This window comes from Litoribacter ruber, assembly GCF_018500185.1.
In the GTDB taxonomy this organism is placed as follows: Bacteria; Bacteroidota; Bacteroidia; order Cytophagales; family Cyclobacteriaceae; genus Litoribacter; species Litoribacter ruber.
Genome location: NZ_JAHBGI010000001.1, coordinates 267,339 through 292,690 on the forward strand (window position 1 = coordinate 267,339; position 25,352 = coordinate 292,690).

Consider the following 25,352-nt stretch of genomic DNA (forward strand, 5'->3'; position numbering starts at 1 on the left):
ATAATGAAGTACCAAAGATACCCCATCCGAAGAGCGAAGCTCGGAGGGAGGGTCACGAAAGTAAGAGCGGGAAATATCAGCAAAGCAGTCAGAGGCGCAAGGAAAAGTGCTTGTCCTGCGGTGTACTGTACGTGGTACCTAGTACTTGGTACCCATTGGTAAGTACGAAGAGGCTATAAAGCCAGTCACGGATTGCAATAATGAATGATGAATGTCGAATGATGCTTGCCCGCCGCGGCGGGAATAATGAAGTTAGTTCTCGTTACACTGATGCCCCATCCGAAGAGCGAAGCTCAGAGGGAGGGCCACGAATGTAAGAGCGGTAAATATCAGCATAACAGTCAGAGGTGCAAGAAAAAGGGCTTGTCCTGCGGTGTACTTAGTACTTGGTACCTAGTACTTGGTACCCAAAATTAAGTACGAAGAATTCATAAAGTAAAAAATGGTTAGATTTTTATTAAATAGGCCCATTGCGGTTAGTATGACCTTTGTCGCGCTGATAGTTTTCAGCGTGATTGTTTTTCGCACTCTGCCTATTACACTTTTGCCCCCGATCGATGTGCCCCAGATTGTGGTGAAAGTAAGTTATGAAAACGCTTCTCCCGATGCGATTGAACAGAATGTGTTAAGGCCCATCCGGGAGGGCCTGGTGACGCTAAATGGGCTGGAAGATACGGAGAGCAAAGCCGGAAGCGAAGTGGGGACTATCCGCTTGACTTTTGATTACGGCACCAAGATGGAACTTGCCTACATTGATGTCAACGAAAAGATTGACCGGCTCACCAACTCTCTGCCCACGGATCTATCCCGGCCGCAGGTCATCAGAATCAATACCAACGATATCCCCGTGGTGCGGGTACAGGTGACTCCCCGGCCCGGCATCGACCATACGGAGGTGACCCTGCTAACTGAAAATGTCATCAAGAAAAGGCTGGAGCAGCTCGAAGGGGTGTCCCTAGTGGATATTAATGGGAAAAAGAGCAATGTAATCACCGTGCAGACGGATAAGGATGCACTTCGTGCCTTGAATCTGACAGAAGACCATGTTATTAATGCCATCAAAGCCGGGAACAGTGAACTTCCAGGTATCAGTGTGGAAGACGGTCAATTTAGGTATTACCTCAGGTTGGCCACCCGGGTGGACCATCCCGATGATATCAAAAGGCTCCCCGTAAGGTCAGATGATGGGCAGGTGGTCAACCTTGGGAGGGTGGCGCAGGTCCAGTATGATACCGACAAAGTGATGGGCTATCACCTTTATCAGGGTGAAGAAGGACTGGTGGTCACCGTGCACAAGCAGGCTGCCGCCAAAATGAATGAATTGACGCCCAAAATTTACGAAGCCGTTGAGTTATTCAAATCGGATTATCCCCAAGTGGATTTTGATATCACACAGGATCAATCCATGTTGCTCAATGCGGGGATAAGCAACCTGCAGACCAGTTTGCTCTTTGGGGGGATTTTCGCCTTTGGAGTACTGTTTATTTTCATGGGAAATTACCGTACGCCATTGATAATAGGAATTAGTTTGCCCTCCTCGCTTATTATCAGCTTTTTGGTCTTCTGGTTTTTCGATATTTCCATCAATGTGATATCTCTAAGTGGTTTGGCGCTAGGCCTTGGGATGTTGATTGATAATGCCATCATTGTGTTGGACAACATCACCAGAAAAAGGAGAGAGGGGCTGCCCTTGATTGAAGCCTGTGTGGCAGGTGTAAATGAGGTCATGTCGGCTTTGATAAGTTCAGTATTGACCACTTTGGCGGTTTTTGTGCCACTGGTGTTCTTGAGCGGTATTTCCGGGGCCCTGTTTTTTGACCAGGCGGTTTCGGTGGCTGCCATTCTGGGTGTTTCCCTGCTGGTGGCATTTATCCTTTTGCCTATGCTTTATTGGCTGTTTTTTAAGAATAAAGAACTGAATGCAAGTGAGGAAGACAGCAAGCTTTATCTTTCTGTATTGAAGGGATACAAATACCTCTACGGGAAAATCTTCCTGCACCGCAAAAGGAACCTTGCCCTGTTGTTTCTCTTAATCCCACTATTGCTTGCGGTCAGCCAAATTCTGGAAGTAGAGGGGCTGCCGCCAATCGAGAAAATGGATACCTTGGTGGCTGTGGATTGGCAGGAGCCCATTTCGGCCACCCAAAACAAGTTGAGGGTTCAGGAAATGCTTGCTGCCTTGGATGGAGGTTTTGAGAAAGCTGAAAGTGATGTCGGGGTCAGCCAGTTTCTGCTTTTTGAAGGAGAAAATTCACTTCAACAGGCTACGCTGTATCTTTTGTTTTCCGATCAGGAGGAGAAAAATAGGCAGGCAGGCAGGCTATCGGATTGGGTTAGGGAAAATTACCCTAAGGCAATGTTGAGGCTGGAAGATGCTCCCAATGCTTTTGATCAGCTGTTTAGCTCAGATGCCCCGTTTTTTGAAGCCAGGTGGAAGGATCTGAAGAGCAAGCGGCCCATCCCAAGTTACAGAATGGATGAATACCTGATGACTTTTCCCTCCCAAACCTGGGAAAGGGGGCCGGGCTTGCAGCAGGAATCTTCGGTGGTGTTCAAACTCGACTTGGAAAAACTGGCCCTTTATGGCATAGAACCCCATCAGCTACAGGATAAACTCAAAAAGCTGTTCGGCAATTTCAATATTACAGATATCAAGCGGTTTGGTGAAGTGACGCCTATATTGCTTAAGGAAGATCAGGTGAATTTTGAGCAGCTTATCCAAGGGCAGAAGCTTAGAGGCAAGGATGGAGTGGAGTACGGGTTGCATCATTTTATCCAATTTGATTATGAAGACCAGTATAAATTCATTACAGCTGATAAAAGCGGGGTTTACCAATCAGTAGCTTTCCCTGCCGGTGAGGGCATTTCTGCCCAATCCCAAATTCGGGACTGGGGTTATGACAGACAGCTTAATGTTGATTTTGCAGGTCAGTATTTTAGGGATAGGGAAACCATTCAGCAGCTGGTTGGCATATTGTTTATCGCCATACTGCTTCTATATTTTATTCTGGCGGCCCAGTTTGAGAGTTTTGTGCAGCCCTTGATTGTGATTTTCACCTTGCCCTTGGGGATTGGCGGTGCCTTTTTGGTTCTTTGGCTTACGGGGACATCGTTGAATGTAATGTCCGCCATTGGGCTGGTGGTGATGTTGGGGATTATGGTCAATGATGCCATTCTGAAAATTGATACCATCAACCGATTGAGGGTGAAATATTCCGAAAAGCTTTCCTTGAGCAAAACCCAGATCTTGGATAAAGCCATGTACGAGGCTGGGGAAATCAGGTTGAAACCTATTTTGATGACTTCCATTACCACGATGCTGGCACTGATGCCGGTAGTGTTTAGTGCTGGGCTGGGTGCGGATCTGCAGCGGCCATTGGTTTTCAGTGTGATTGGTGGGCTTACCATTGGGACTTTTACAGCGCTATATTTTGTGCCTTTGGCTTATTGGTTTTTGACCCCAAAGAAATAACCCATGACGCCATTTCGGATCATCATATCGTTCATCATTTTAACCGTAATAGGCTTTGCCTTGGTGCCAAAGCTTTCGGTAGACCTCAACCCGAGGGAGCGCGAGCCGATATTGAGAGTTTCTTACAATGTGCCCGGTTCCAGCCCCGAGCTGGTGGAAAAATTGGGGACTGCCCCGTTGGAGGGTGCATTTTCCCAGTTGGCTGATCTAAAGAGCATCAACAGCGTGTCAAACTATGACCGGGGTTACATCACCATGCGGTTTGATAAGAACACCGATATGGAATTCAAGCAATTTGAATTGGCAAGTTTGGTCCGGCAAGTGTATCCCTCGATGGATCCCAAAGTATCCTACCCCATTATTTTTCAAAGCGCCCAAAACCAAAATGAGTCTGTACCGATCCTTACGTACAGCATAAATGGGCCTTTCGCTTCATTTGAAATCAAAAAAATCGCCGAGGATGTATTAAAATCGGCGCTTAATAGGTTTGAGGAAATCGAGGAACTACGGGTGCTCGGCGCAAATGATCTGCAGCTTTATATCACCTATGATGTGGCTAAACTGCAGGCCTACAACCTCAGCAGAAACCAGCTTTTGGAAGCCCTTCAAAGTTCTTTTGGCAGAAATTTTCCCGGGAATGTTCTCAACCGGGCGGATCAGACGCTTTTTGTTCAGGTAGACCAGTCGCTTCAGCATTTGGGTCAGCTGGAAACCATGCTGGTGGGCAGCAATGAAGGAAAAGAAGTTTATCTAGGGGATGTGGCTTCCATTACTCTTGAAGAAGCCGAGCCCACCCGATATTACCGGATTAACGGCAATAACTCAGTTACCTTATCTGTATTCAATAGAGAAGGTGTGAATAAGGTTGTATTGGCCCAACAGGTAAAGGATGCGGTAAATGAGGCCGGTGCACAGCTGCCGGCCGGGTTTGAGGTGAGGCTTGAAAATGATGATACGGAATTTTTGGATAAAGAGCTCCAAAAGATTTATAAGCGTTCCGGGCTTTCTATCCTGAGCCTAATTGTATTCATCTTCTTGATCAATAGAAACTGGAAATATCTAACCGTGCTGTTCTTGGGAATTGTGGTGAACCTGAGTGTGACGGGGATTATTTTGTATTTGCTGAAAGTAGACATTCACCTTTACTCACTGGCAGGACTGACCATCTCATTTGGGCTGATAGTGGATAATGCGATCATCATGATCGACCACCTTCACAAGCATAAAAACCGGAAGGTGTTTTTGGCGCTTTTAGCGGCCTCACTGACCACCATTGCCGCATTGCTAATGGTGTTGCTATTGCCGGAGGAGGATAGGAAGAACTTGACCGAATTTTCCCAGGTGGTGTCCGTAATGCTGGGGGTTTCCTTGCTGGTGGCGCTACTTTTCACTCCCGCGATGTATCAACTTTTGTTTAAAGGGAAATCTTTGAGTGGAAGGGAGCTTTCTTTTACAAAACTTCGCAGAAAGGTAAAATTCTTTCGGGGCTATGAAAAGTTTATCGGGGGCACGGCTAGATTCAGGAAGGTTTACATCACGTCTTTGGTGCTGCTTTTTGGAATACCAATTTTTTATCTACCAGCCAAATGGGATGGTCAGGAGTGGTATAATGAAACGGTGGGCAGCCCACTATACCAGGAAGATGTGCGGCCCCATGTGGATAAGTTTTTGGGAGGCTCCTTTCGGATGTTTGTGCGGGGGGTATTCGAAAAATCCTCCTATCGGGAAATGGAAAAAACCAGACTTTATGTGAATGCAAGGTTGCCATTTGGCAATACCCTTGACCAAATGGATTTTCTGATAAGGGAGTTTGAGACCTACCTTGCCGGTGTTGAAGGGATTGACCAGTATGTGTCCAATGTCAGCTCCGGCCAGCAGGCCCAAATAGTGATTACCTTCAAAGAAGAATACGAAAGAGGGGCGCTGCCCTATCAGCTCAAGGGAAGGCTGGCGGTAAAGTCCACAGACTGGAGCGGGGCCAATTGGAGTATTTTCGGGGTTGGCCAGGGTTTTTCTGCCGGACCTGGAGGTGAGGGGATTCCTTCATTCAGGGTTGCCATGAAGGGATACAATTTCGATGAGCTGGAAAAGCAGTCAGAAGTGCTGGCCGAGAAATTACTCGCCCACAAGAGGATTCAGGAGGTAAACACCAATGAGCGGCTTTCCTATAATGAACGTAAAACAGAGGAATATGTCCTCCGCTTTGACCAGTCCCAGCTCGCCCTGCACAATACCAACCAGTATGAAGTAGTCAATGCGCTTCTGGATGTCACCAAGCCTACCGCACCCCAAACTTTCCTGGCTTTAAATGATCAGCGATATGGAGTGGTGGTGCGGGAGAGGCAAGCCAACCGCTATTCAAAGTTTGATCTGGAAAGAAACAGTTTGATCGGCGGGGAGAATAATTATTTCAAAGTGGGGGATTTTGGACAACTGACCAAAGAGTCTACGACCAGTGCCTTGCATAAAGAGGACCGGCAATATATTCGAGTTATTTCATTTGAATACATGGGCTCGGCGAAGTTTGGGGGAGAGTATTTGGATGAGGTTTTGGAGGAAATGAAGCTGCTGATGCCGATTGGCTATTCTGCTGAAAAGCAGAGCTGGAGCTGGAACAGTGACAAAACCAAAAGGCAGTACAGCTTGCTTATGGTGTTGATACTGGCCATTTTCTTTATCTGTGGAATCCTGTTTGAAAATCTCAAGCAGCCATTTTATATCATTGCCATTGTGCCGATTTCCTTTATCGGTCTGTTTTTGATCTTCTCGTTATTTGACTTCTACTTTGACCAGGGAGGTTATGCAGCCTTTGTGATGCTCGGTGGCCTGGCCGTCAACGCCGCCATCTTCATCGTCAATGACCTCAATAACAGCTTTTCCGGCAACTACAACCGCAATGTGCTCAAATCTGTTGGGGGCAAAGCCGTGCCAATCCTGTTGACCATCCTGTCCACCTGCTTCGGCCTGATCCCCTTTATCATGGAGGGGCAGAATGAGATATTTTGGTTTTCCTTGGCGATAGGGACGATCGGGGGGCTGGTTTTTTCGGTGATCGGGGTGTTTTGGGCTTTGCCGGTGTTTTTGTGGAGGAAGTAGTTCTCCCAGGTCTCTGACCTGGGAGTGTGAGTAAAGAGTCTCTGACTCTATTTTTCAGTCGGTTTTCTCTTTTGCTATTCACTAAATAATTGTAAATTCAGATAACTTTTTTGGAGTCAGGGGACTCCCAACTCATGGTACCAAGTCTGAAGACTTGGTTAGGAAGGGGTAGTTTTCCCAGGTCTCTGACCTGGGAATTTGAGTTGAGAGTCTCTGACTCTACTTCTCAATCATTTATCCCTTTACTATTGATTATATAATTGTAAATTCATAATAACTTTTCGGGAGTCAGGAGACTCCCAACTCATGGTACCAAGGCTGAAGACTTGGCACAACAAACAGTCCCTTTACTTTTTAAAATAAAAATATGGATAAGCCTTTTAAGATTTGTGATCAAAACGCTGTTTACTTTTTAACCCTCACCATCGTGGATTGGATGGATGTATTTACCAGAAAGGAATACAAGATGGAAGTGACAGACTGTTTGAATTTCTGTGTTGAGAAAAAAGGGCTTGAAATTTATGCTTGGGTTTTGATGACCAACCACCTTCACCTTTTATGTCGTGCAGTTGAACCCAAGAGGCTGAGTGATATAATGAGAGATTTCAAAAAATTTGTAGCCTATAAAGTCTTGATCAGTTTAGAAAAAGAATCTGTGGAGTCCAGGAAGAAATGGATGCTGAATCAGATGGAATTTAGGGGAATGATCGTCAAAGGTGTTGAGAAATATAAATTTTGGAAAGATGGGGTGCATGCTATTGAAATCTTCTCTCCAAAATTCTTCGAACAAAAACTCCACTACATCCACCAAAATCCTGTCCGCGTAATGATCGTGGAGGAGGACCACCATTATCTGTTCAGTTCGGCCAGAGACTATGCCGGGGTGAAGGGTTTGGTGAAGGTGAGTTTGTATTGAACTGAAATTATAAGATTGGAGGAGTCAGGAGACTCCCAACTCATGGCACCAAGTCTGAAAACTTGGTACAACAATGTATCTTAATTTTATAACTAAAATACTTGTTAATATGAGCTCATTCCTATATTTTTAGGAGTACTAAATCCATATTTTCATGACTAGAATATTTACTCTTGCAATCTTTTGCGTCTTATTAGTTTGTCAGAGTTGCAGTCAGTCCGAGACACTGGGACATTCCGAAATATCAGAAGTATCCCTCGAATTGCTCGACTCTTTGGTGGTGGATGTCTTGGATCCTTTGGAAATGGATGATTATCATGAAGAGAAGGGGCTTTATTTGATGAGGGGGAAGAGTAGGAAGATTTATTTGGTCAACGAAGAAGGGGAAGTGCTGCAAGAACCTGATATCATCGGAAATGGGCCTGATCAGGTTGGTGGAAGAGCAGTGGGTTGCCAATTTTTAGGTGATGATAGAATTGTGTGTATGGATGCTTCTTCTAAATTCCATATTTATGATTCCGAGTTTAAAAATAAAATCAACGTGTTGGCCTCACCTATGAAAGGACTCAACACCTTAGTGATAAACAATTACCGGTTAAACTTTAGGACCGCTGCAGCAAATGAAAAACCTTCAATTTTTGGGGTGGAAATTAATTCATTTTCTTATAGTGATATTAATCCCACTGAATTAAAAGAGGATTTTTATAAAAAGGCAAAAGTGGCTTTTCAATATGCGGTAGAAGAAGAGGAGTTGGAGTTCCTGGAGAGCTACCCTGATCAATGGATGCCAAAAAGAGAAGGAGTTTATGTGGGAGAAAGTTATCCTTTATCTGATTTCAACCGGTCTACCATGGAGTACGCCTTGCTTCATGGAGTGGGCGATCAACTGTTTGTTTATGAAGGGTTGGGGAGCAATTCCCTTAAATATGCTATTGACCTTCGTCACCCAGAGAGGGCGCCCTTGCAAGAGTGGATCACAGATGGTTTCAATGACCAATTTGGTTCATATCCAAGATTCAATGACTTGAGAATGTTTGGGGATTATCAAATAGTAAAGTTCAATACTCAGGTTCCGGCTTCCGTCCATAGGGAGTTGAAGGCAGGCAATGAAAATTATGGTGTCAGTCCGGAATGGAGAGAAGCTTTGGAAAAATATTTCAGGCCTTATTACATCCTTGCCAAAGCAGGTAAACAGGTGGGTATCATCAATAACTTCCCTGTTCCTGGGCATATGGACTATGTCAGCTCGGATGGGGTGGTGTATCTCAATGACAACCGCAAGCCGTCAGTAGAGCGGGATTATAATGTGTTTTATAAGGTGAAAATAAGAGAGTGATTATAATCAGTGGAGTCAGGAGATTCCAAACTGTTGGTGGAAGATTACTCCTCCACTATTTTAAATTCTATTAATCAAAAATCATGTTAAGAATTTCATTACTGTTTATTGTTTTAATATTATGTCAATGTACATCTGATAAATACTCCGCATATCGAGAAGGAGAAACTTGGGTGAGAATTGAGGGGGACCTTCCAGAAAAGGAGTATTTAACAGGAATCCCATTTGGGATCGAAAAATTTTATAGTACCAGAAAGCCCTTCTTGGTCGATGGGCATATTATTGTTTCAGACAAAGCCATGTCACCACCCCTTCATGTAATTGATGTGAAGAATAGAAAATGGGCTTATGGGCTGGGAGTAGAAGGATATGGTCCAGGCGAGATCTCCTATATTTGGACGTTCGATTACAGCTCCTCCCCCGGAAAATTTTGGGCATATAATTTCGACAAGGTTTTTTCTGAATTCACGTTAGAAGACAGTACTGCTAAACTTGCAGGTAAACAAGTAAAACAAAGAAATCCTGAATTTATTATGGCTACAGATATTACATGGCTGACTGACACCACGTTAATGGCAATTCGTGTGTCGAGCGAAGAAAAATTTGTAGAATATAGTAAAGAGGGAGAGGTTTTAGCTGGCTATGGAAGCTGGAAAGGAATGCTCCCGGGAGATCCCCCATCAAATGTAGCATTAGGTGTTTTTGCAATGCAATTCACTTCAAACCAAAGTAAAAGCAAATTTGGCTTTTACTCCATGGATCGGGATCATTTTGAGGTCCTGGATTACGCAACTAAAGAAATATTGGTGGTAGAGGGGCCTTTTTTTGAGGTTCCAGAATATACGGTAGAATATAGGTCTGCTGATGATCCATATTACTATATGAATGACCCTGAAGCTGTAAGAACCTATCAAGACTCTTTCTTGGGAGAAGATAATATCTATATGCTATATAGCGGAGATAAAGTTTCAAAAATCAGATCAACTGGCATGGTGGAAAGTCGAATTGTGTTTGTTTTTGATTATAAAGGAAATATGATAAGACAGTTTGAATTGGATACACCAATAAAGTATTTTACCGTAGACGAAGAAAATCAAATTCTGTATGGCTTGTCTTCTGAAGAAGACGAAGATATTGTGGAATTTCAATTTTGATGAAGAGAATTCTTAGTAATGACTGCCGAATCCTCTCAGCTTGAAGGGTGATAAGGAGAAGCACAGCCTCTATTTTCATTGTTCCAAGGCACAGCATTGGAACAACGGCGGTTCCGGCGGGCCTCCAAAAAAAGCCAAGGCTCCTAACCTTGGCTTTTAATATTCCCTTCGTGTCCTTCATTCTCTTTGAGCCCATTGTGCCCAATTGAAATCTTACGGCAACTCCGGCACTGTCATTGCCCTTTCAGGCACTTCCCCTGTGAGGGTCTTTAGGAAGGCAACCAGGTCTTCAATTTCCTCGTTGCTCATGTCCAGGTTGAGCTGGCTTTTGGCCATCACGTGGATGGAGGTCTCCAGATCCCAGATGCTTCCGTCGTGGAAGTATGGGTAGGTTTTTTCGATGTTTCTCAGGGATGGGACTTTGAATTTATAAAGATCGCCAGGATTGTCAGTAAGGGTGACCATGCCCTTGTCACGTCCGATTTTATTGTTTACGGTCCAGAAGTCGTTGATCTCTCCAAACTTTCTGTACTGCATGCCGCCTAGGGCTGCACCATCGTGACAGCTTTGGCAATTGGCATCCAAAAATACGGTTAAGCCTCTTTTTTCCTGGTCATTGAGGGCCGTAAAATCTCTATCCATAAAGTCATCAAACCTGGATGGGGTAAGTAGGGTGCTTTCAAAGGCAGCAATGGCATTGGCCACGTTGTCATAGGTGATCGGATTGCTTTCTTCAGGGAAGGCACTTCTAAACCTCTTCACGTAGTCTTCCACTTCTTTCAGTCTATCAATTAGCAGGTCTTCATGCGGAATGGCCATTTCCACAGGATTGAGGATAGGGCCTTTAGCCTGCTCCTCCAAGGTTTTGGCCCTTCCATCCCAAAACTGGCTGTCGTGTAGCACTGCGTTCAAAACGGTTGGGGAATTTCTGTCACCCATTTTGCCTTTGATGGCACCTGGTGAAGTCGACAGGTTATCTACCCCAAATGTGCTCAGGTCGTGGCAGGAGTTACAGCTTTGCTCGCCGTTTACACTTAGTCTGGGGTCGTAATAGAGCATTTTACCCAATTCGTATTTTTCCTCCAGATTATCAATGGAAGCGGTCACACTTTCCACGGAAGGAAGTCCCTTAAGCGCTTTGTTGGCGATAGCCCAGAGTTGGATGTCTTCTTTTGCTATTTGGGTGGTTTTGCGGGGAGTAATTTGGGTCTCATCCACGGAAACCATTCTAAATACCAAAAATGTTAAAAAAGCCGCGGTAAAACCCGCGATAATTATTCCTCTTGTCATTTTACTTTAGTTTTATTCTGATGCAAAACTAATAAAACTGGTATTTTTAAAGGGTGATATAAATCATAATTTAATTGAAATTCTATAGATAGTTTCTATCATTGATTTATTTAATCTATGGGCAACGCGACAAGTAAAACCACGTTATGGGGATTATGTATAGAATATTTGGTTTTGGTTTGATGCTACTAGGTAGCAGCATATTTTACTCCTGCGGAAAAAGTGAGACCGTTCAGGGTGTGGAAGGATTGAGGCTTGAGCTTGTAGATTCCTTGGTAGTAGACTATTTGGAGCCTTTGCTGATGGATGATTATCTGCCTAGCAAGGACCTATTTCTTTTGAAAGGCTCTAAAACCCGGCAGCCCTTCCTGGTTTCCCCAACCGGGGAAATGACAAAACTCGATGTGCTCAATGATGGTCCCGATGGCATTGGGGCCTCGGGTGCTTGGGGGTATAGGTTTTTGGACGATAAGCAGGTGGTCGCCCAAGGTTTTAATTTCAGGTTCCACAGACTGGACCTAAATGGCAATAAGATTGCTGAAACACCTACGATTACCTCGGATATCCACCGGATAATCGTTTATAAGCACCGAACTACCTTTTCTCCTTTTCTAAAAGATGGCAGGCCTATGGTGATCGGGGAAGAAGTCAATGCCTACAACCCTGCGGACATCAACCATCAAAAGTTGGGGAATGATTTTTACGGAAAAGCAAATACTTTATATGCCTATAACCTGGAGTCACAGGAAACCCAGATGCTGGAATCATATCCGGAGAACTGGACGGCCCGTTCTGAGAATAAATATGTGGGTGAAAGCTTGCCCTTTGTGAGCTATCATGGTGGTACAAATGAAATCGCGATCTTGCCTTCGGTCGGAAACCAGCTATTTATTTATGATTATAGCGATGATTCTCCTCTTCTGAAAAGCACCGTAGAGTTGACGCACAGACATCGACCTGCTTCTGCACCGGAAATATCCGGTGATAGCGATAGAAGAACGTCTGATTATCCCAATTTCACGGATTTAAGGCATATGGGTGAATACATTTTGGTCATGTTTTCTACCAAAATCCCATCGGATATCATGCAGCAATTTGTGGCTAAAGATGATATGTATTTCAGGTCGGATGAATATAAAGAAGCCGCCAGGAAGTATGTAAAACCTTATATTTTGGTGATTAAAGATGGAAAGCAGATCGGTAGCATAGATCAGCTGCCACAGCAGGGGATATTTAACTTAGCAACGGAAGATGGTCACCTATTTTTTGATGGAAACACCAATACGGATTTTGAAAGGGATTACAACGTGTTTTATAAATACAGACTGCTCGATTAATCCGATGGTGAACTGTTTAGGTGCTCACTTGGTTTTTAGGAGACGACCAACTATTTCTTAAAAATATGAAAAAACTATTGGCAATCCTGTCCATCGTTTTGCTGGCAGGATGTGGCAATAAAATAATGACCAGACCGGTAGGAGAGGTCAAGGAAGTTACGGATAAAACCGTCACCGTCTACTACGAAGTCGTCACCCGAAATTTTGGGGACAGGGTGGGCAACACTTATTATTTTGAAGATGGTCACAGCTATAAAGTTGGAGACCCCTTCCCAAAAGTGGAGCCATAAGTATAGAAATAAAAAAAGGCCGGTTAGGGCCTTTTTTTTATTCTCTTGTCAGCGACACTGCGCTAGGGAGGTTGCCCATTATCTGCTGATAAAGTGCAGCATTGCCATCTACATTGTCAGGCTCAATTTCAATTGTTCCATCACCGTTTCCATCTGTGGCATCGTTAAAATTGATTCCGGTGAAGAGGGTGTTCATATCCACGTTTAAATATAATTGCTCATCGCTAGTAATTGAATACGGACCGCCATCAGCGTCCACACTAAGTACGGTCTCAGCAGTAGTGAATATGTGAAGATCTCTGTCATTTACACTTCCTACAATAAAGAGAGAAGTGCCATCACTTCCATCCACTCCGAAAGACTGGTTTCGGTCTAATCTTACGGCCAACCTGTCAAATTCCCCATGTCTTATCTGAGCAGATCCGATTTGCTCGGTTTGAGGAGCTGTATTTCTCATCAAACGGAAGTGGTGAGGTCCGTTGCTGATGGTTTTGGCAGCATTTGGCTGGTCGCCCTGCTCCAAAAGCCCAACATCACGAAGACCTACATCCATGGTCACAAAGGTAGCACCATTGATGGTACGCTGGTTTGGTCCAGGCGCGTTGACCGCTATAGCACGAGCGCTAACAGTCACGTTGGATACCAATTGATCCTGCTCGTTATTGTTGCAAGAAAAGAGGGAAACAGCCATGGCTGATAAAAGGGAAAGGGATAAAATTCGCTTTTTCATAAAAGTAATCAGTTTAGTTTTCTTCGCAGCTCGCACCAATTCCTATGCCAAGTATAATAGGCGGAATCAGTGAAAACCGCTTCTAAAACGTTAATAAGCCGCTAGATATTTTAGTTTTTCCTTAAATCTGTTTTCGGGCAAGAAATTCTTCTCTAGGCTTGGGGCAAAAGGCACCGCGGTGTCCAAACTGCCCTCCCTCATCACAGGTGCATCCAGGGATTCAAAGCAATGCTCGCTGATCCAAGCCGAAAGCTCGGCGCCTATCCCTCCGGTCAGGCAATCCTCGTGAAGGATGATGGCTTTCCCGGTCTTTTTGACTGTCTCCGCCACTGCGGCTTTGTCCCAGGGCAAAAGTGTCCTCAGGTCCAGGATATCCGCCTTGATTCCACTCTCCTCCACAGCTTTTTTAGCCCAATGGACTCCCATCCCATAAGTGATGATGCTTACCTCATCCCCTTCGGCTACTAGGTTGGCTTTGCCGATTTCGATGGTGTAATAATCTTCTGGGATGCTTTCAGAAATAGAGCGGTAGAGCGCTTTATGTTCAAAGAACAGGTATGGGTTTGGATCCTCCAATGCTGCATTGAGCAAGCCTTTGGCATCGTAGGGGTTTGAGGGGTAAACAATTTTCAGACCTGGGGTATGGAAAAACCAAGCCTCATTGGACTGGCTGTGGAAAGGCCCCGCAGCCACTCCGGCTCCAGTCGGCATTCTTACCACCACATCCGCATTTTGTCCCCAGCGGTAATGGCTTTTTGCCAAATTGTTGACAATCTGGTTGAATCCGCAGGTGACAAAGTCGGCAAACTGCATTTCCACCATGGCTTTGTAGCCTTTGATGGAGAGGCCAAGGGCCGTGCCGATGATGGCGCTTTCACAGAGTGGCGTGTTGCGTACCCTGCCATTGCCAAATTTTTCCAAAAACCCATCGGTGATCTTAAAAACACCGCCGTAAGCGCCGATATCCTGGCCCATTAGGACCAGATTAGGGTACTTTACCATGCTTTGCCTGAGTGCATCGCTGATGGCGTCCACAAATCTTCTTTCGGTTTGTTTTTGGGTTTTGGGGAAAATAACCTCCTGCTGAAAGGGTTTGTGCATATCGGCCAGCTCCTGCGTAGTATCGGCCTGCACTGCTTCTTCGCCAAAAGCGATCTCCAATCCTTTATTGATCTCTGCTTTAATTCGTTTATTGATGGATTCCCATTGCTCCTGGTTTAGGATTCCGCTGTCCATCAGGAATTTTTCGTAATTGGTTACCGGGTCTTTTTTCACCCAGGTGTCAAATAGATGTTGCGGAACATACTTGGTGCCTGAAGCCTCCTCATGACCACGCATCCTGAATGTCATGGCTTCTACCAATATTGGCCTAGGATTTTGGCGTATGTCCTCTGCCAGCCTTTTGATGGTGTCATAGACCTCCAGAACGTTGTTGCCGTCTATTTTGATGGTCTCTATGCCGTAGCCGGGACCTTTGTCCACAAAATTCTTGAATCTAAACTGCTCCTCACTTGGAGTGGAAAGACCATAGCCATTATGCTCCACCATGAAGATAACCGGTAATTGCCACACCGACGCTACATTTAGCCCTTCGTGGAAATCTCCCTCAGAGCTCGCCCCGTCCCCGGTAAAAACCAAGGTAACCTGCTGCTCACCGGATAGCTTGTTGGCCAAAGCAATCCCGTCGGCAATGGCGAGCTGGGGACCGAGGTGGGAGATCATGCCCACGATATGGTGTTCGTTGGTGCCAAAATGGAAGGAACGGTCTCGGCCTTTGGTATAGCCTGATTTTTTACCCTGGAATTGGGCAAATAGTTTTTCCAACGGCAAATTGCGCCCCGTGAAAATCCCCAGATTTCTATGCATGGGGAGAATGTACTCCTCCTCTTTTAAGGCATTGACAGCGCCTATGGAGATGGCCTCTTGGCCCCATCCGGAAAACCATTTGGAGATTTTGCCCTGGCGCAAAAGAATCAGCATTTTCTCTTCGATCCTTCTCGGCATGAGCAGGGACTCGTATAGCTGTATGAGGGTTTCATTGGAGTAGTCTTTTCGGTCAAAATTAATCGCTGGCGATAATGTTTCCTGATCCATGGGTAGTGTTAGCTTGTTAATGACGCTGCCAAATTAAGCCTTAATTGCCTGAAAGCAAACAGTTGATATTTGGGTGTGATAGGCTTGGATTTTGGGTATGGGTTGAAAATTCTGTATTTTGATTTTTAACCGAAAAAAGAACCGACAGCAGGGTGGTTTAATAAAAAATACCGAATTTTAGAACTTATATTTTGCAGGGCATTGTTGAATGGTTATGACAGAAATTTTTGTAAAAAACATGGTTTGTCCACGCTGCGTGATGGCCGTGGAGGAGATTTTGGCCAAGATGGATATTGGTTTTGAAAGGGTGGAACTAGGCAAGGCTGTGATTTATGAACCCCTCAGCCCCGATAAAATGCTTGAACTTGAAGGAAGGCTTAGGTCAATGGGCTTTGAAATCCTGAAAGATAAGGATGTTCAGAAAATCGAGCGGATCAAAATCCTGCTTCAGGAAAAGCTTCAGCATGATAAGATAAATGATGACTTCAATCTTTCAGATATGATTAAGAGCGACTTGGCAGAAGATTATAGCCGCCTAAGCAACATGTTTAGTAGCCTGGAAGGGATGACCATCGAAAAGTATTTCATAAATCTCAAGATAGAAAAGGTTAAGGAGTTGCTTTTCTACCAGGAACTGACTCTTAGCGAGATGGCTTGGGAGCTGGGTTATAGCAGTGTGCAACACCTTTCCACGCAGTTTAAGAAAGTGACCGGCATGACGCCTTCGGAATATAAAAAGCTGAAGCATAAGCCGAGAAAGGGGCTCGATGAGGTGTAGGGGGGGTGAAATGTGAAATGGGTCACGAAGGGCTCTAAGTCTACACAAAGGCTTCCCCTGATTCTTTGCGAAGAAAAACTCCGTGACTGTGTCCCCATTCGGGTTATGGAAGACTTACTGTGGCTTTTTTACTTTTGAGGGACCCAATAGGCTTTTGTAGGTGGAGGGGAGGTATTCCCAGCCGTAGTAGTTGATATTTTTGATTTGGGCGGATTGGCCCATATAGCTTTTTAATACCTCTGGCAATTCATTTTTGTGGGGCTCGATCTGGAAATTGGGCTTATGGGCTTTTACCAAAAAGATATTGAAATCTTCGATTAAAAGCTGGTAACCTTTTTGTTCACAGAAGGTCTGGAGCGTTGCCATGCTGAGGGTGGAATTTTGGTCCAGCTCAATTACCTCTACAATTTCTGGGTAAAGCACCAATGTTAGGCTTTTTTCTTGTGCAAAGGAAGAAGTTGCAGAAAACAGTAAAGCTAAAAAGATAATTGTTTTCATAAGTTTTTAATCCAGACGTGTCTGCTTAAGAGAATGTCTTGGTAGATTTTTTGCATTTCCGCAAAAATTGGAAAGGCTATTGCTTATATATAGGGGATTGCTCACATTTTAAGCTTTTTATACTAACCACTTACATATTATGGGACTATTGCCAGACAATTACGAGAAGTATGTCCGGTTTTTTGGATTTATATACAAATACTGGAACAGTGATGTATTTGCACAAAGCTCTTCGGCGGTGGTTGATTCAGAGGTAGAGGAGGAGCACAAGGAGCATGAAGCCTCAGAACCCAAAGAGTTTGCTGAAGACCTCAAAAAAATGGGGCCTACCTATGTGAAGCTGGGGCAGCTGCTCTCCACCAGGCCGGATCTGTTGCCTGATGAATATCTGGAAGAGCTTGCCCATTTGCAGGATGATGTGGAGGAAATCTCCTATCAGGAGGTGGAAGGTATTTTTCACGAAGAACTCGGCGTGAGTATTTCCAAAGCATTTAAGGATTTCACCAAAGAGCCTATGGCCAGTGCCTCCATAGGTCAGGTCCATTTGGCCGTGTTGCATTCGGGTCAGTCTGTAGCGGTAAAAATCCAAAGGCCTGGGATCCGTAAACGCTTTGTGGAGGATTTGGATGCGCTGTTTGAGATGTCCAAACTTGCCGTCAAGTATACTGATTCGGCCAAAAAATATGCGGTGGATGAAGTGATAGAAGAGTTGAGGTATATACTTTTGAAAGAGCTGGATTATACTACGGAGGCCCAAAACCTTGAAACTCTCAAAAAGAATCTGGAGGAATTTGAATACCTATTTGTGCCGGCACCCATTAAGTCATTTTGTAGCAGCAAGGTGTTGACTATGGAATTGGTGGAGGGGAAAAAGGTCACGAAAGTTTCTGGCTATAGCCGCACCGAGACCGATTACAAACCCATGGTGGATGATTTGGTGCAGGCTTACCTAAAGCAATGTATTGTAGATGGATTTGTTCATGCCGACCCACATCCGGGGAATATACATATTACCAAAGACAAGCACCTGGCCCTGATGGACCTGGGCATGGTAGCACACTTTTCCCATAAGTTGAAAGAGAAAATCATGCGATTGATGATTGCCTTGAGCGATTATGAAGGGGATAAGGTGGCGGATCTTTTGGTAGAGATGAGTGAATTTGATGAACATGAAGCTGATATTCACACTTTCCGCAAAAATATTCTCCGTCTGGTACAGGAAGGGGAGCATGCCAAAGCGACCGAAATGCAAACCGGCAGGCTACTTATTCATATCAACAGGGTGGCGGCTCAAGCCGGTATCCATATTCCCGTTGAACTGAATATTTTGGGTAAGATTTTGCTGAATATGGACCAGATCGTAGCTGTGTTGACACCGGATTATGACCTGCAGAAAACGGTGAGGGACTATGTAGAAAGCCTCATGCAGAAAATGATGTGGAAGGAGCTGAGGCCTGGTAATTTCTTCCAGATGCTATTGGATGCCAAAGGGCTGATGGAAAACATTCCCCAGCGGTTGGATAAAATCACCCAGAAGCTTGCGGACAACGAGCTCAAATTGAAGATTGATGCGATAGATGAGAGAAGGTTTACGGATGCTTTTGAAAAAGTGGCCAATAGGATCACGCTTGGGCTAATTGTCGCATCTATGATTATCGGGGCAGCCATGCTTATCCAGATACCTACAGACTGGACTATATTAGGTTATCCCGGCCTGGCGATAATATTATTCCTGACTGCAGCCTGTATTGGCTTTTATTTGATCTATCAGATATTGATCCATCATGATCATTTTGATAAGTAGAGGGCTGACCCAGAGGGAGGCTTTCAAGAAAATAAAAATCTTGGTGAAATCCCTGTAGAAGTCAAGATAGCGCTGATGATTATGTTCGAATCAACTACTACCTTCACTTCAGGAATTTGGCTTTATTCTTTTCCCACCAGCTTGTTTTGATGTCTTTGCTAAGCTCATCAATTTGATCGGCGGTTATTTTACTTTTTGAGGTGGTTTCCCTTAGTTTCAGAAAGTCCAATAACCTCTCCAAGCCCGTAAGATCAGTTTCATCCGAAACCCTTATTACAATTTCATTATCAATTTTCTCTATCTTCATGATGACTAATTTAACGATAAATTGCTTAGAGTGGTTATTTTGCCATAATAAAAAAGCCCCACCAATCGGCGGGGCTTAGTTTTATTTTTAATCAGCGTTTGGTTAAATCAAATCCACGCTTCTCTTCACGAATTCAGTCAAGTCCTTGCCTTTTAGCATGCCTTGTGAAAGCATGGCCAAGTCTACTGCCTGCTTGGCGATTTTGGTCTGGGCCTCCTCGTTTTCAGCATTCAAGATTTTGTCCACCACTTTGTGGTTTCCGTTCACGGCAATTTTATATTGGTCAGGAAGCGAGCCGTAGAAGCCCATGCCTCCGCCGGTTTGCGCCATGTCCTTCATTCTTCTCATGAATTCTTCCATGGTGATGGTCACGGGAAGCTCTTCAGGATTTAAGCCTTCAACCTCCACGGTGAAGTTTTGGTTATTGATGGCTTTTTCGAAGATTCCCTTCACCTTAGTCGACTGTTCCTCGGTCAGGACGTTGCTAAAGCTTTGGTCCTTGTTGATGAGTTTATCGGCCACATCGGCATCCACACGCTTCAGGTTGGTCTTCTCCAGTTTCTGCTCCAATTGGTTGATGAAGTGGCTGTCGATTGGTGAATCCAATACCAAAACATCGTAATCCTTCTTGTTGGCAGACTGTATGAAAGTATCCTGCTTTTCAGCATCAGTAGCGTAAAGGAAGATGACATTATCATCCTTATCGGTTTGGGCCACTTTCACTTTTTCTTTGTATTCCTCCAAAGTGAAGTATTCGTCTTTGGTGTTTTTCAGCAACGCGAAGTCTTTACCTTTTTCGTAGAACTTCTCCTCGGAGATCATTCCGTACTTCACGAACAATCCGATATCATTCCACTTCTCTTCGTAAGCCTTGCGGTCCTTCTTATAAAGTTCACCCAGCTTATCCGCCACTTTCTTAGTGATGTAGTTGTTGATTTTCTTCACATTGCTGTCAGCCTGCAAGAAGCTTCTAGACACGTTTAACGGGATATCTGGAGAATCAATCACACCGTGCAACAACATCAAGAATTCAGGAACGATGTCCTTTACCTCATCGGTGATGAAGACCTGGCGGCTGAATAATTTGATCTTGTTTTTCTGAAGTTCAAATTCGTTTTTCACCTTAGGGAAATAAAGTACACCAGTAAGGTTGAAAGGATAATCAACATTGAGGTGGATCCAGAACAAAGGATCTTCACTCATAGGATAAAGCTCCTTGTAGAAAGCGAGGTAATCTTCGTCCTTCAGTTCATTCGGTGATTTGGTCCAAATGGGGTCAGTGGTGTTGATAATGTTGTCTACCTCAACGGACTTGTACTTGGTTTCGCCTTTGTCGTCCTTGCCGTCTTCTACAGACTCGGTTTTAGTTTCAAACTTGATCGGAACAGGGAGGAATTTGCAGTATTTGTCCAAGATGCCCTGAAGTTTCCATTTGTCCAAAAACTCTTCAGATTCCTCATTGATGTGAAGAATCACATCTGTACCTCTCTGGGTTCTGTCACCTTTGCTGATCTCAAATTCGGTGCTTCCGTCACAAGTCCATCTGGCTGCCTCAGCTCCATCCTGATAGGATAGGGTGTTGATTTCCACAGTATGGGCCACCATGAAGGCAGAGTAGAAACCAAGACCGAACTTACCGATGATCTCATTGGCATCTTTTGCGTCCTTGAACTTCTCAACAAACTCAGCAGCACCGGAGAAAGCAATCTGGTTGATGTACTTTTTGATCTCCTCGGCAGTCATGCCAAGGCCTCTGTCAGAGATGGTGATGGTCTTCTTATCCTTGTCGAAGCTAACCTCGACAGTTGTGTCACCCAAATCGCCGTTATACTGACCTAATGTCGCTAAGCGCTTGATTTTTTGGGTAGCATCCACGGCATTGGATACCAATTCCCGAAGGAAAATCTCATTGTCTGAGTATAAAAATTTCTTGATGATCGGGAAAATATTCTCGGTATGGATCGAGATGGTGCCTTTTTCCTGCATAATTGATATGATTTATGTTTTAAATGAATACACGTTTGATGAGCATATTTAATCAAGGGGTGTTCCAATTGATTTTTAATGTCAAATTGTCAGCGGGTGGTGCCTTGAAGAAAAATCAATGGTTGCTCTTATGGAATGGTATTAAAATCGGGTTGAGAAATGACTGATAGACCCAAAGTATGGCGTTGAGGTTAATTTATCAATTTAATCATTCAAAATTCAAAAACATATAATCTACTGTTCACCTACGTATATTTTGGTAGTTGATACGCTCTTGATGCGCTTTTGATACTTGTATGATTAGAATTATATTTTGAATTAGATTGTTTTACTTCCCGTTTTCGAAATTATGTATATCGTACACCTTGGCCGTTTTAATAGGTTCAATTTGATTTTATTCTGTAGGATTAAGGTGGATTGAACAGTATGAGGGATTTTAAGTTTTAAACTTAAAATGACGAACGTCATATTTTTGAAGCATTCTATTTATTTGATTGCATTGCGGAGTGTGTTTTATTTAATAATTCCTAAATTTAACCTACAATAAACCCACATACATATGGCATATTATCATAGGCTAGGCGAATTGCCGCCAAAGAGACATATACAATTCAGGCAGCCGGACGGTTCCCTATATAAGGAGGAGCTGGTAAGCTCAAAAGGCTTTTCGGGCATCTACTCCAATCTCTATCACATCTACAACCCCAATAGTGTCAAATCGATTGGAAAGCCTGTGCCGTTCGACTGGGATATTGCCAAGGAATATGGCCTGAAGCAGACCCACCTTAATACTTCCAAAATCTCCACCACTGGAAAGGATTATCTAAATGCCCGCAAGATGTTGTTGAAAAACAATGATGTGATGATGGGCATCTGTGTGCCGGAGGAGAGGAAAATGGATTACTATTTTAAGAATGCTGATGGGGATGAGCTGATCTATGTCCATGATGGTGAAGGTTACATGTATTCCCAGTTTGGCAAACTAAAAGTCAGTAAAGGCGATTACATCGTTATTCCAAGAACTACCATTTACCGCTTTGAGTGGAATGAAGGCCCGCTTCGACTTTTGGTTATTGAATCCCATGGTCCCATTGAAACCGTGAAGAGGTACAGAAATGAAGTAGGGCAACTTTTAGAGCATTCCCCTTACTGTGAGCGAGATATACACCCGCCAACAGAATTGCATATCGAAAAAGAAAAAGGCGACTATCTGGTGCAGATCAAAAAGCAGGGGATGCTGCACCAATATTCCTATGAGCATAGCCCACTGGATATTGTGGGTTGGGATGGATATCTCTATCCTTATACCATGTCAATTCATGATTTTGAGCCCATCACAGGTCGAATTCACCAGCCGCCACCGGTACATCAGACTTTCCAGGCATGGGGTTTTGTGATTTGTTCCTTTGTGCCAAGGCTGTTTGACTATCATCCACAGTCTATTCCGGCACCCTATAACCACAGCAACATTGACTCTGATGAGGTGTTGTATTATGCTGAAGGGGAGTTTATGAGTAGAAAGGGAATTGATAGGGGTAGCTTTACTCTACATATGGGCGGTCTTCCTCATGGTCCTCATCCGGGTACTGTTGAGAAAAGCCTAGGAGCGGAGAAAACGGAGGAGTATGCCGTGATGCTGGATACTTTCAGGCCTTTGTTTGTCACTACCGCCGCCTTGGATTATGTGGATAAGGATTATCCGATGAGCTGGACAGAGTAGAAGTATGAAGTAAAAATGTAAGAAAATGGCCACAAAGGCCTCAAAGTTTTCACGAAGTTGCACAAAGGCTAGTTCGCGGAGAAATTTCAATATTAAACTTCTAACCCTCCCGATCCCCGAAGGGAGGATCGGGGAATAACCTTCTAACCTGCCGAAGTAGGAGTTGTGAATGATGAAGATTAAAAAAGAAAAAGACTGCCCCGTGTTGGATCGCGAGGGCAGTCTTTTCTGTTTTTACTAAAAAATCAACGAAAACTACATCCCAAAAAATTTAAGTTCTTCTTCCAGTGACATTTCCTTATGCTTGATAAGCTGTCTTTCGATCAGACTTTTTTCCACTGAAAGGCGGTTAAGACTAACTGAATGAGCGTGGTGGTGGGGCTCCCAGTCAAAATTTTCCGCATCCTGCTGAAAAGTATCTTTCAAACGGGTCTTGATGACAGATTTCACCTGGTTTACAAGTCCGTTTAGCGAAAGGTCATCCGGCAGCTTGACCAAAAAGTGTATGTGGTCAGGCATGATGCAAAAAGTCCCCCTGTGGTCAGGGATGCTGCCGATGAAATCTCTCAAAGTCTCGTCAATGGTATCAATCCACTCTTTTTGGAAGAGAGGCTGGTAGCCTTTGGCGCTGATGACTAAATGGGTCCATATTTCAGTATGTGAGTTTCTCATATCTGTTGATGAATTATTCGAATTTAGAAACAAATGATTAAAAATAAAAATCGAATTAATAAAAAAAATTCCTTTCAATGGTCATTGAATGTTTTAATAATAACAAATCATAGGATTATTTCAAGAGTGGTCAAATAAAAACCCCGCTAACGTTGAACTAGCGGGGTTTGATGATGAATGTAGCTTTTTTGTAAAAAAGACGTTTATTTTTTCAATACAGGAAGTAGTGGTTGACCTGTGGCGCCATTTGGCAATCTAGTTTTTAACAGCATAGCCAAAGTAGGAGCAATATCTGTAATAGTGCAGTATTCAGCACTTTGCCCTGCTTCAATGTTCCAGCCATAGAATACGATAGGTACATGGGTGTCATAGTTGTATCCTGTGCCGTGGGTGGTGCCCTTCCAGGAATTGGTCAACCATGCCGGCTCCAAAATGAGAAGGATATCTCCGGAAGCTTTATGGTTGTAGCCCATTTGAAGAAGGTGAGAGCGCCCTTGGGTAAACTCGCTTCTTCTCATATCTGAAGCGGTATAAGCCTCTTTGATGCCTTCAAACTTGAGTACGTACTCTGCAAGAGCCCGCTGCATTTCCTCCAGGTTTTTTCCTTTTTCAGCAATTAGTTTTTTGTTAAGGAAAATTTGCTCGTTGGAGTAGTTTTCGATCCACTCACCTTCGCCAAATTTGTCTTTTGCAAAGCCTTTCAGTTGGGTTACCAAAAAACGGCCGTCCAAATTTCCTGCAGGTACGTTTTCGCTTTTCATATATTCTACAATATCTGCTACTCCATGGTCGGCGGTGAGAAATACCAGGTAATTTCCTTCGCCATAAGTCTCGTCCAGGAAGGAAAGGAATTTTTCAATATCCTGATCCAGTCTCAAGTAATTGTCTTCCACTTCCACTGATGCAGGTCCAAATCTGTGGCCTATATAATCAGGTGAAGAGAAGCTTACGGCCAAAAAGTCCGTTTCCCCCCTCATGCCCAATTCCTCTCCTTCAATGGCGGCATAGGCCATGTCCAGAGTTAAGGAATTTCCAAATGGTGTGGAGGAAATCATGCCCATCCCGCCGTTTTCGTCCTTGAGTTCAGCTAAGTTATACGGGAAGTCGGTGGTTTCCTTGCCGGCAAAGTTGCCTTCAAACTCGTTGGCATCTTCAATACTCTGTATATAAGAGTCGATTGGGTAGAGGGTTTCCCAGTTGCCTTCAAGATATTTTGCCGGTAGCTTTTGATTGTTGAAATCCTGAACCCACTGTGGGAGTTCATCATAATAATAGGTAGAGGTCATGAATTCTCCTGTGTTTCCATCGTACCAATAGGCATCACCGAGGTGTCCGGCAGGAAGTGAGGCTCCTCTATCCTTCAGAGCAATTCCGATGGTCTTTGACCTTTTGTTGGAAGCAAATCTCAGCTCATCGGTGATGGTGGTGGATTTCATGTTGCGTGGAGAAATCAAGCCAGCTTTTTCCGATCCACCCACATAGGAAACGGTGGTGTCCTCGGCACAATAAATTGATCTTTCCAGCTCCCTTACATACCAGTTGTTGGCAATAATGCCGTGTGTGGCAGGTGTGGCGCCGGTATATACGGATGCGTGGCCTGGGCCAGTGTAGGTGGGGATATAGTTGTAGTGGGCATTTTGCATCATAAACCCATCTTTCACAAGTTTTTTGAAACCACCGTCTGTATATCGATCGCTGAATTTATATAGGTATTCCTGACGCATCTGATCTACCACAATCCCAACTACTATTTTCGGCTTTTCTGACTCTTGCTGGGCAACTGCAAAGCCTACAGTCATCATCCAAATCATGGATGCCAGAACGGTTATTTTCTTCATGGAATATGTTTGATTTAATAGTCTGCCGCAAAGA

General features: G+C 44.1%; 18 protein-coding genes. 10 read left to right on the forward strand and 8 right to left on the reverse strand.

Features of this window, described 5'->3' with window-relative positions:
- Positions 1-442: 442 nt before the first annotated feature.
- From KIH41_RS01275 to KIH41_RS01295, 5 genes are all read left to right on the forward strand, one after another.
- A complete protein-coding gene (locus tag KIH41_RS01275) occupies positions 443-3,472 on the forward strand; it encodes an efflux RND transporter permease subunit (RefSeq protein WP_214161233.1) in 3,030 nt (1,009 codons plus the stop codon).
- Positions 3,473-3,475: 3 nt separating this feature from the next.
- Positions 3,476-6,568, forward strand: coding sequence for an efflux RND transporter permease subunit (locus tag KIH41_RS01280; protein WP_214161234.1), 3,093 nt, complete (start codon positions 3,476-3,478; stop codon positions 6,566-6,568).
- Positions 6,569-6,935: 367 nt separating this feature from the next.
- A complete protein-coding gene (locus KIH41_RS01285; protein WP_214161235.1) occupies positions 6,936-7,484 on the forward strand; it encodes an REP-associated tyrosine transposase in 549 nt (182 codons plus the stop codon).
- Between the two features lie 154 nt (positions 7,485-7,638).
- Positions 7,639-8,820 (forward strand): hypothetical protein, encoded by a 1,182-nt coding sequence (locus tag KIH41_RS01290; RefSeq protein ID WP_214161236.1) that lies wholly within the window; start codon positions 7,639-7,641, stop codon positions 8,818-8,820.
- An 83-nt stretch (positions 8,821-8,903) separates the two neighbouring features.
- Entirely contained in the window at positions 8,904-9,974 is a 1,071-nt protein-coding gene (locus KIH41_RS01295; protein ID WP_214161237.1) for a BF3164 family lipoprotein, read from the forward strand.
- 213 nt (positions 9,975-10,187) lie between these two features.
- On the opposite strand, the gene KIH41_RS01300 is transcribed toward KIH41_RS01295, so the two are convergent.
- Positions 10,188-11,264 (reverse strand): cytochrome-c peroxidase, encoded by a 1,077-nt coding sequence (locus KIH41_RS01300; RefSeq protein WP_246538882.1) that lies wholly within the window; start codon positions 11,262-11,264, stop codon positions 10,188-10,190.
- Positions 11,265-11,419: 155 nt separating this feature from the next.
- Between KIH41_RS01300 and KIH41_RS01305 the strand changes: the two genes are divergently transcribed.
- Complete coding sequence (locus KIH41_RS01305; RefSeq protein ID WP_214161238.1) at positions 11,420-12,601, forward strand: hypothetical protein; 1,182 nt, start codon at positions 11,420-11,422, stop codon at positions 12,599-12,601.
- Between the two features lie 65 nt (positions 12,602-12,666).
- The gene (locus tag KIH41_RS01310; RefSeq protein WP_213945147.1) at positions 12,667-12,891 is read left to right on the forward strand and encodes a lipoprotein; all 225 of its coding nucleotides are present in this window, start codon (positions 12,667-12,669) and stop codon (positions 12,889-12,891) included.
- Positions 12,892-12,928: 37 nt separating this feature from the next.
- On the opposite strand, the gene KIH41_RS01315 is transcribed toward KIH41_RS01310, so the two are convergent.
- Positions 12,929-13,621: a hypothetical protein gene (locus KIH41_RS01315; protein WP_214161239.1), complete on the reverse strand. Its 693-nt coding sequence runs from the start codon at positions 13,619-13,621 to the stop codon at positions 12,929-12,931.
- A gap of 90 nt (positions 13,622-13,711) precedes the next feature.
- Positions 13,712-15,715 (reverse strand): alpha-ketoacid dehydrogenase subunit alpha/beta, encoded by a 2,004-nt coding sequence (locus KIH41_RS01320; protein WP_214161240.1) that lies wholly within the window; start codon positions 15,713-15,715, stop codon positions 13,712-13,714.
- A gap of 214 nt (positions 15,716-15,929) precedes the next feature.
- On the opposite strand from KIH41_RS01320, the gene KIH41_RS01325 reads away from it, so the two are divergent.
- Positions 15,930-16,493: a helix-turn-helix domain-containing protein gene (locus KIH41_RS01325; protein WP_214161241.1), complete on the forward strand. Its 564-nt coding sequence runs from the start codon at positions 15,930-15,932 to the stop codon at positions 16,491-16,493.
- Between the two features lie 114 nt (positions 16,494-16,607).
- Here the strand turns inward: KIH41_RS01325 and KIH41_RS01330 are convergent, their stop codons facing one another.
- Positions 16,608-16,991, reverse strand: coding sequence for a hypothetical protein (locus KIH41_RS01330; protein WP_214161242.1), 384 nt, complete (start codon positions 16,989-16,991; stop codon positions 16,608-16,610).
- 139 nt (positions 16,992-17,130) lie between these two features.
- On the opposite strand from KIH41_RS01330, the gene KIH41_RS01335 reads away from it, so the two are divergent.
- Entirely contained in the window at positions 17,131-18,795 is a 1,665-nt protein-coding gene (locus KIH41_RS01335) for an ABC1 kinase family protein (protein WP_213945142.1), read from the forward strand.
- Positions 18,796-18,898: 103 nt separating this feature from the next.
- Here KIH41_RS01335 and KIH41_RS01340 read toward each other — a convergent pair whose 3' ends face one another.
- The gene (locus KIH41_RS01340) at positions 18,899-19,102 is read right to left on the reverse strand and encodes a hypothetical protein (protein WP_214161243.1); all 204 of its coding nucleotides are present in this window, start codon (positions 19,100-19,102) and stop codon (positions 18,899-18,901) included.
- Positions 19,103-19,204: 102 nt separating this feature from the next.
- Entirely contained in the window at positions 19,205-21,088 is a 1,884-nt protein-coding gene (htpG, locus tag KIH41_RS01345) for a molecular chaperone HtpG (protein WP_214161244.1), read from the reverse strand.
- Positions 21,089-21,647: 559 nt separating this feature from the next.
- Here htpG and KIH41_RS01350 point away from each other — a divergent pair.
- Positions 21,648-22,808: a homogentisate 1,2-dioxygenase gene (locus KIH41_RS01350; RefSeq protein ID WP_213945139.1), complete on the forward strand. Its 1,161-nt coding sequence runs from the start codon at positions 21,648-21,650 to the stop codon at positions 22,806-22,808.
- A gap of 255 nt (positions 22,809-23,063) precedes the next feature.
- On the opposite strand, the gene KIH41_RS01355 is transcribed toward KIH41_RS01350, so the two are convergent.
- Positions 23,064-23,480 (reverse strand): transposase, encoded by a 417-nt coding sequence (locus tag KIH41_RS01355; RefSeq protein ID WP_213945138.1) that lies wholly within the window; start codon positions 23,478-23,480, stop codon positions 23,064-23,066.
- A gap of 203 nt (positions 23,481-23,683) precedes the next feature.
- Positions 23,684-25,318, reverse strand: coding sequence for an alkaline phosphatase PafA (gene pafA / locus KIH41_RS01360; RefSeq protein ID WP_214161245.1), 1,635 nt, complete (start codon positions 25,316-25,318; stop codon positions 23,684-23,686).
- Between the last annotated feature and the right edge of the window lie 34 nt (positions 25,319-25,352).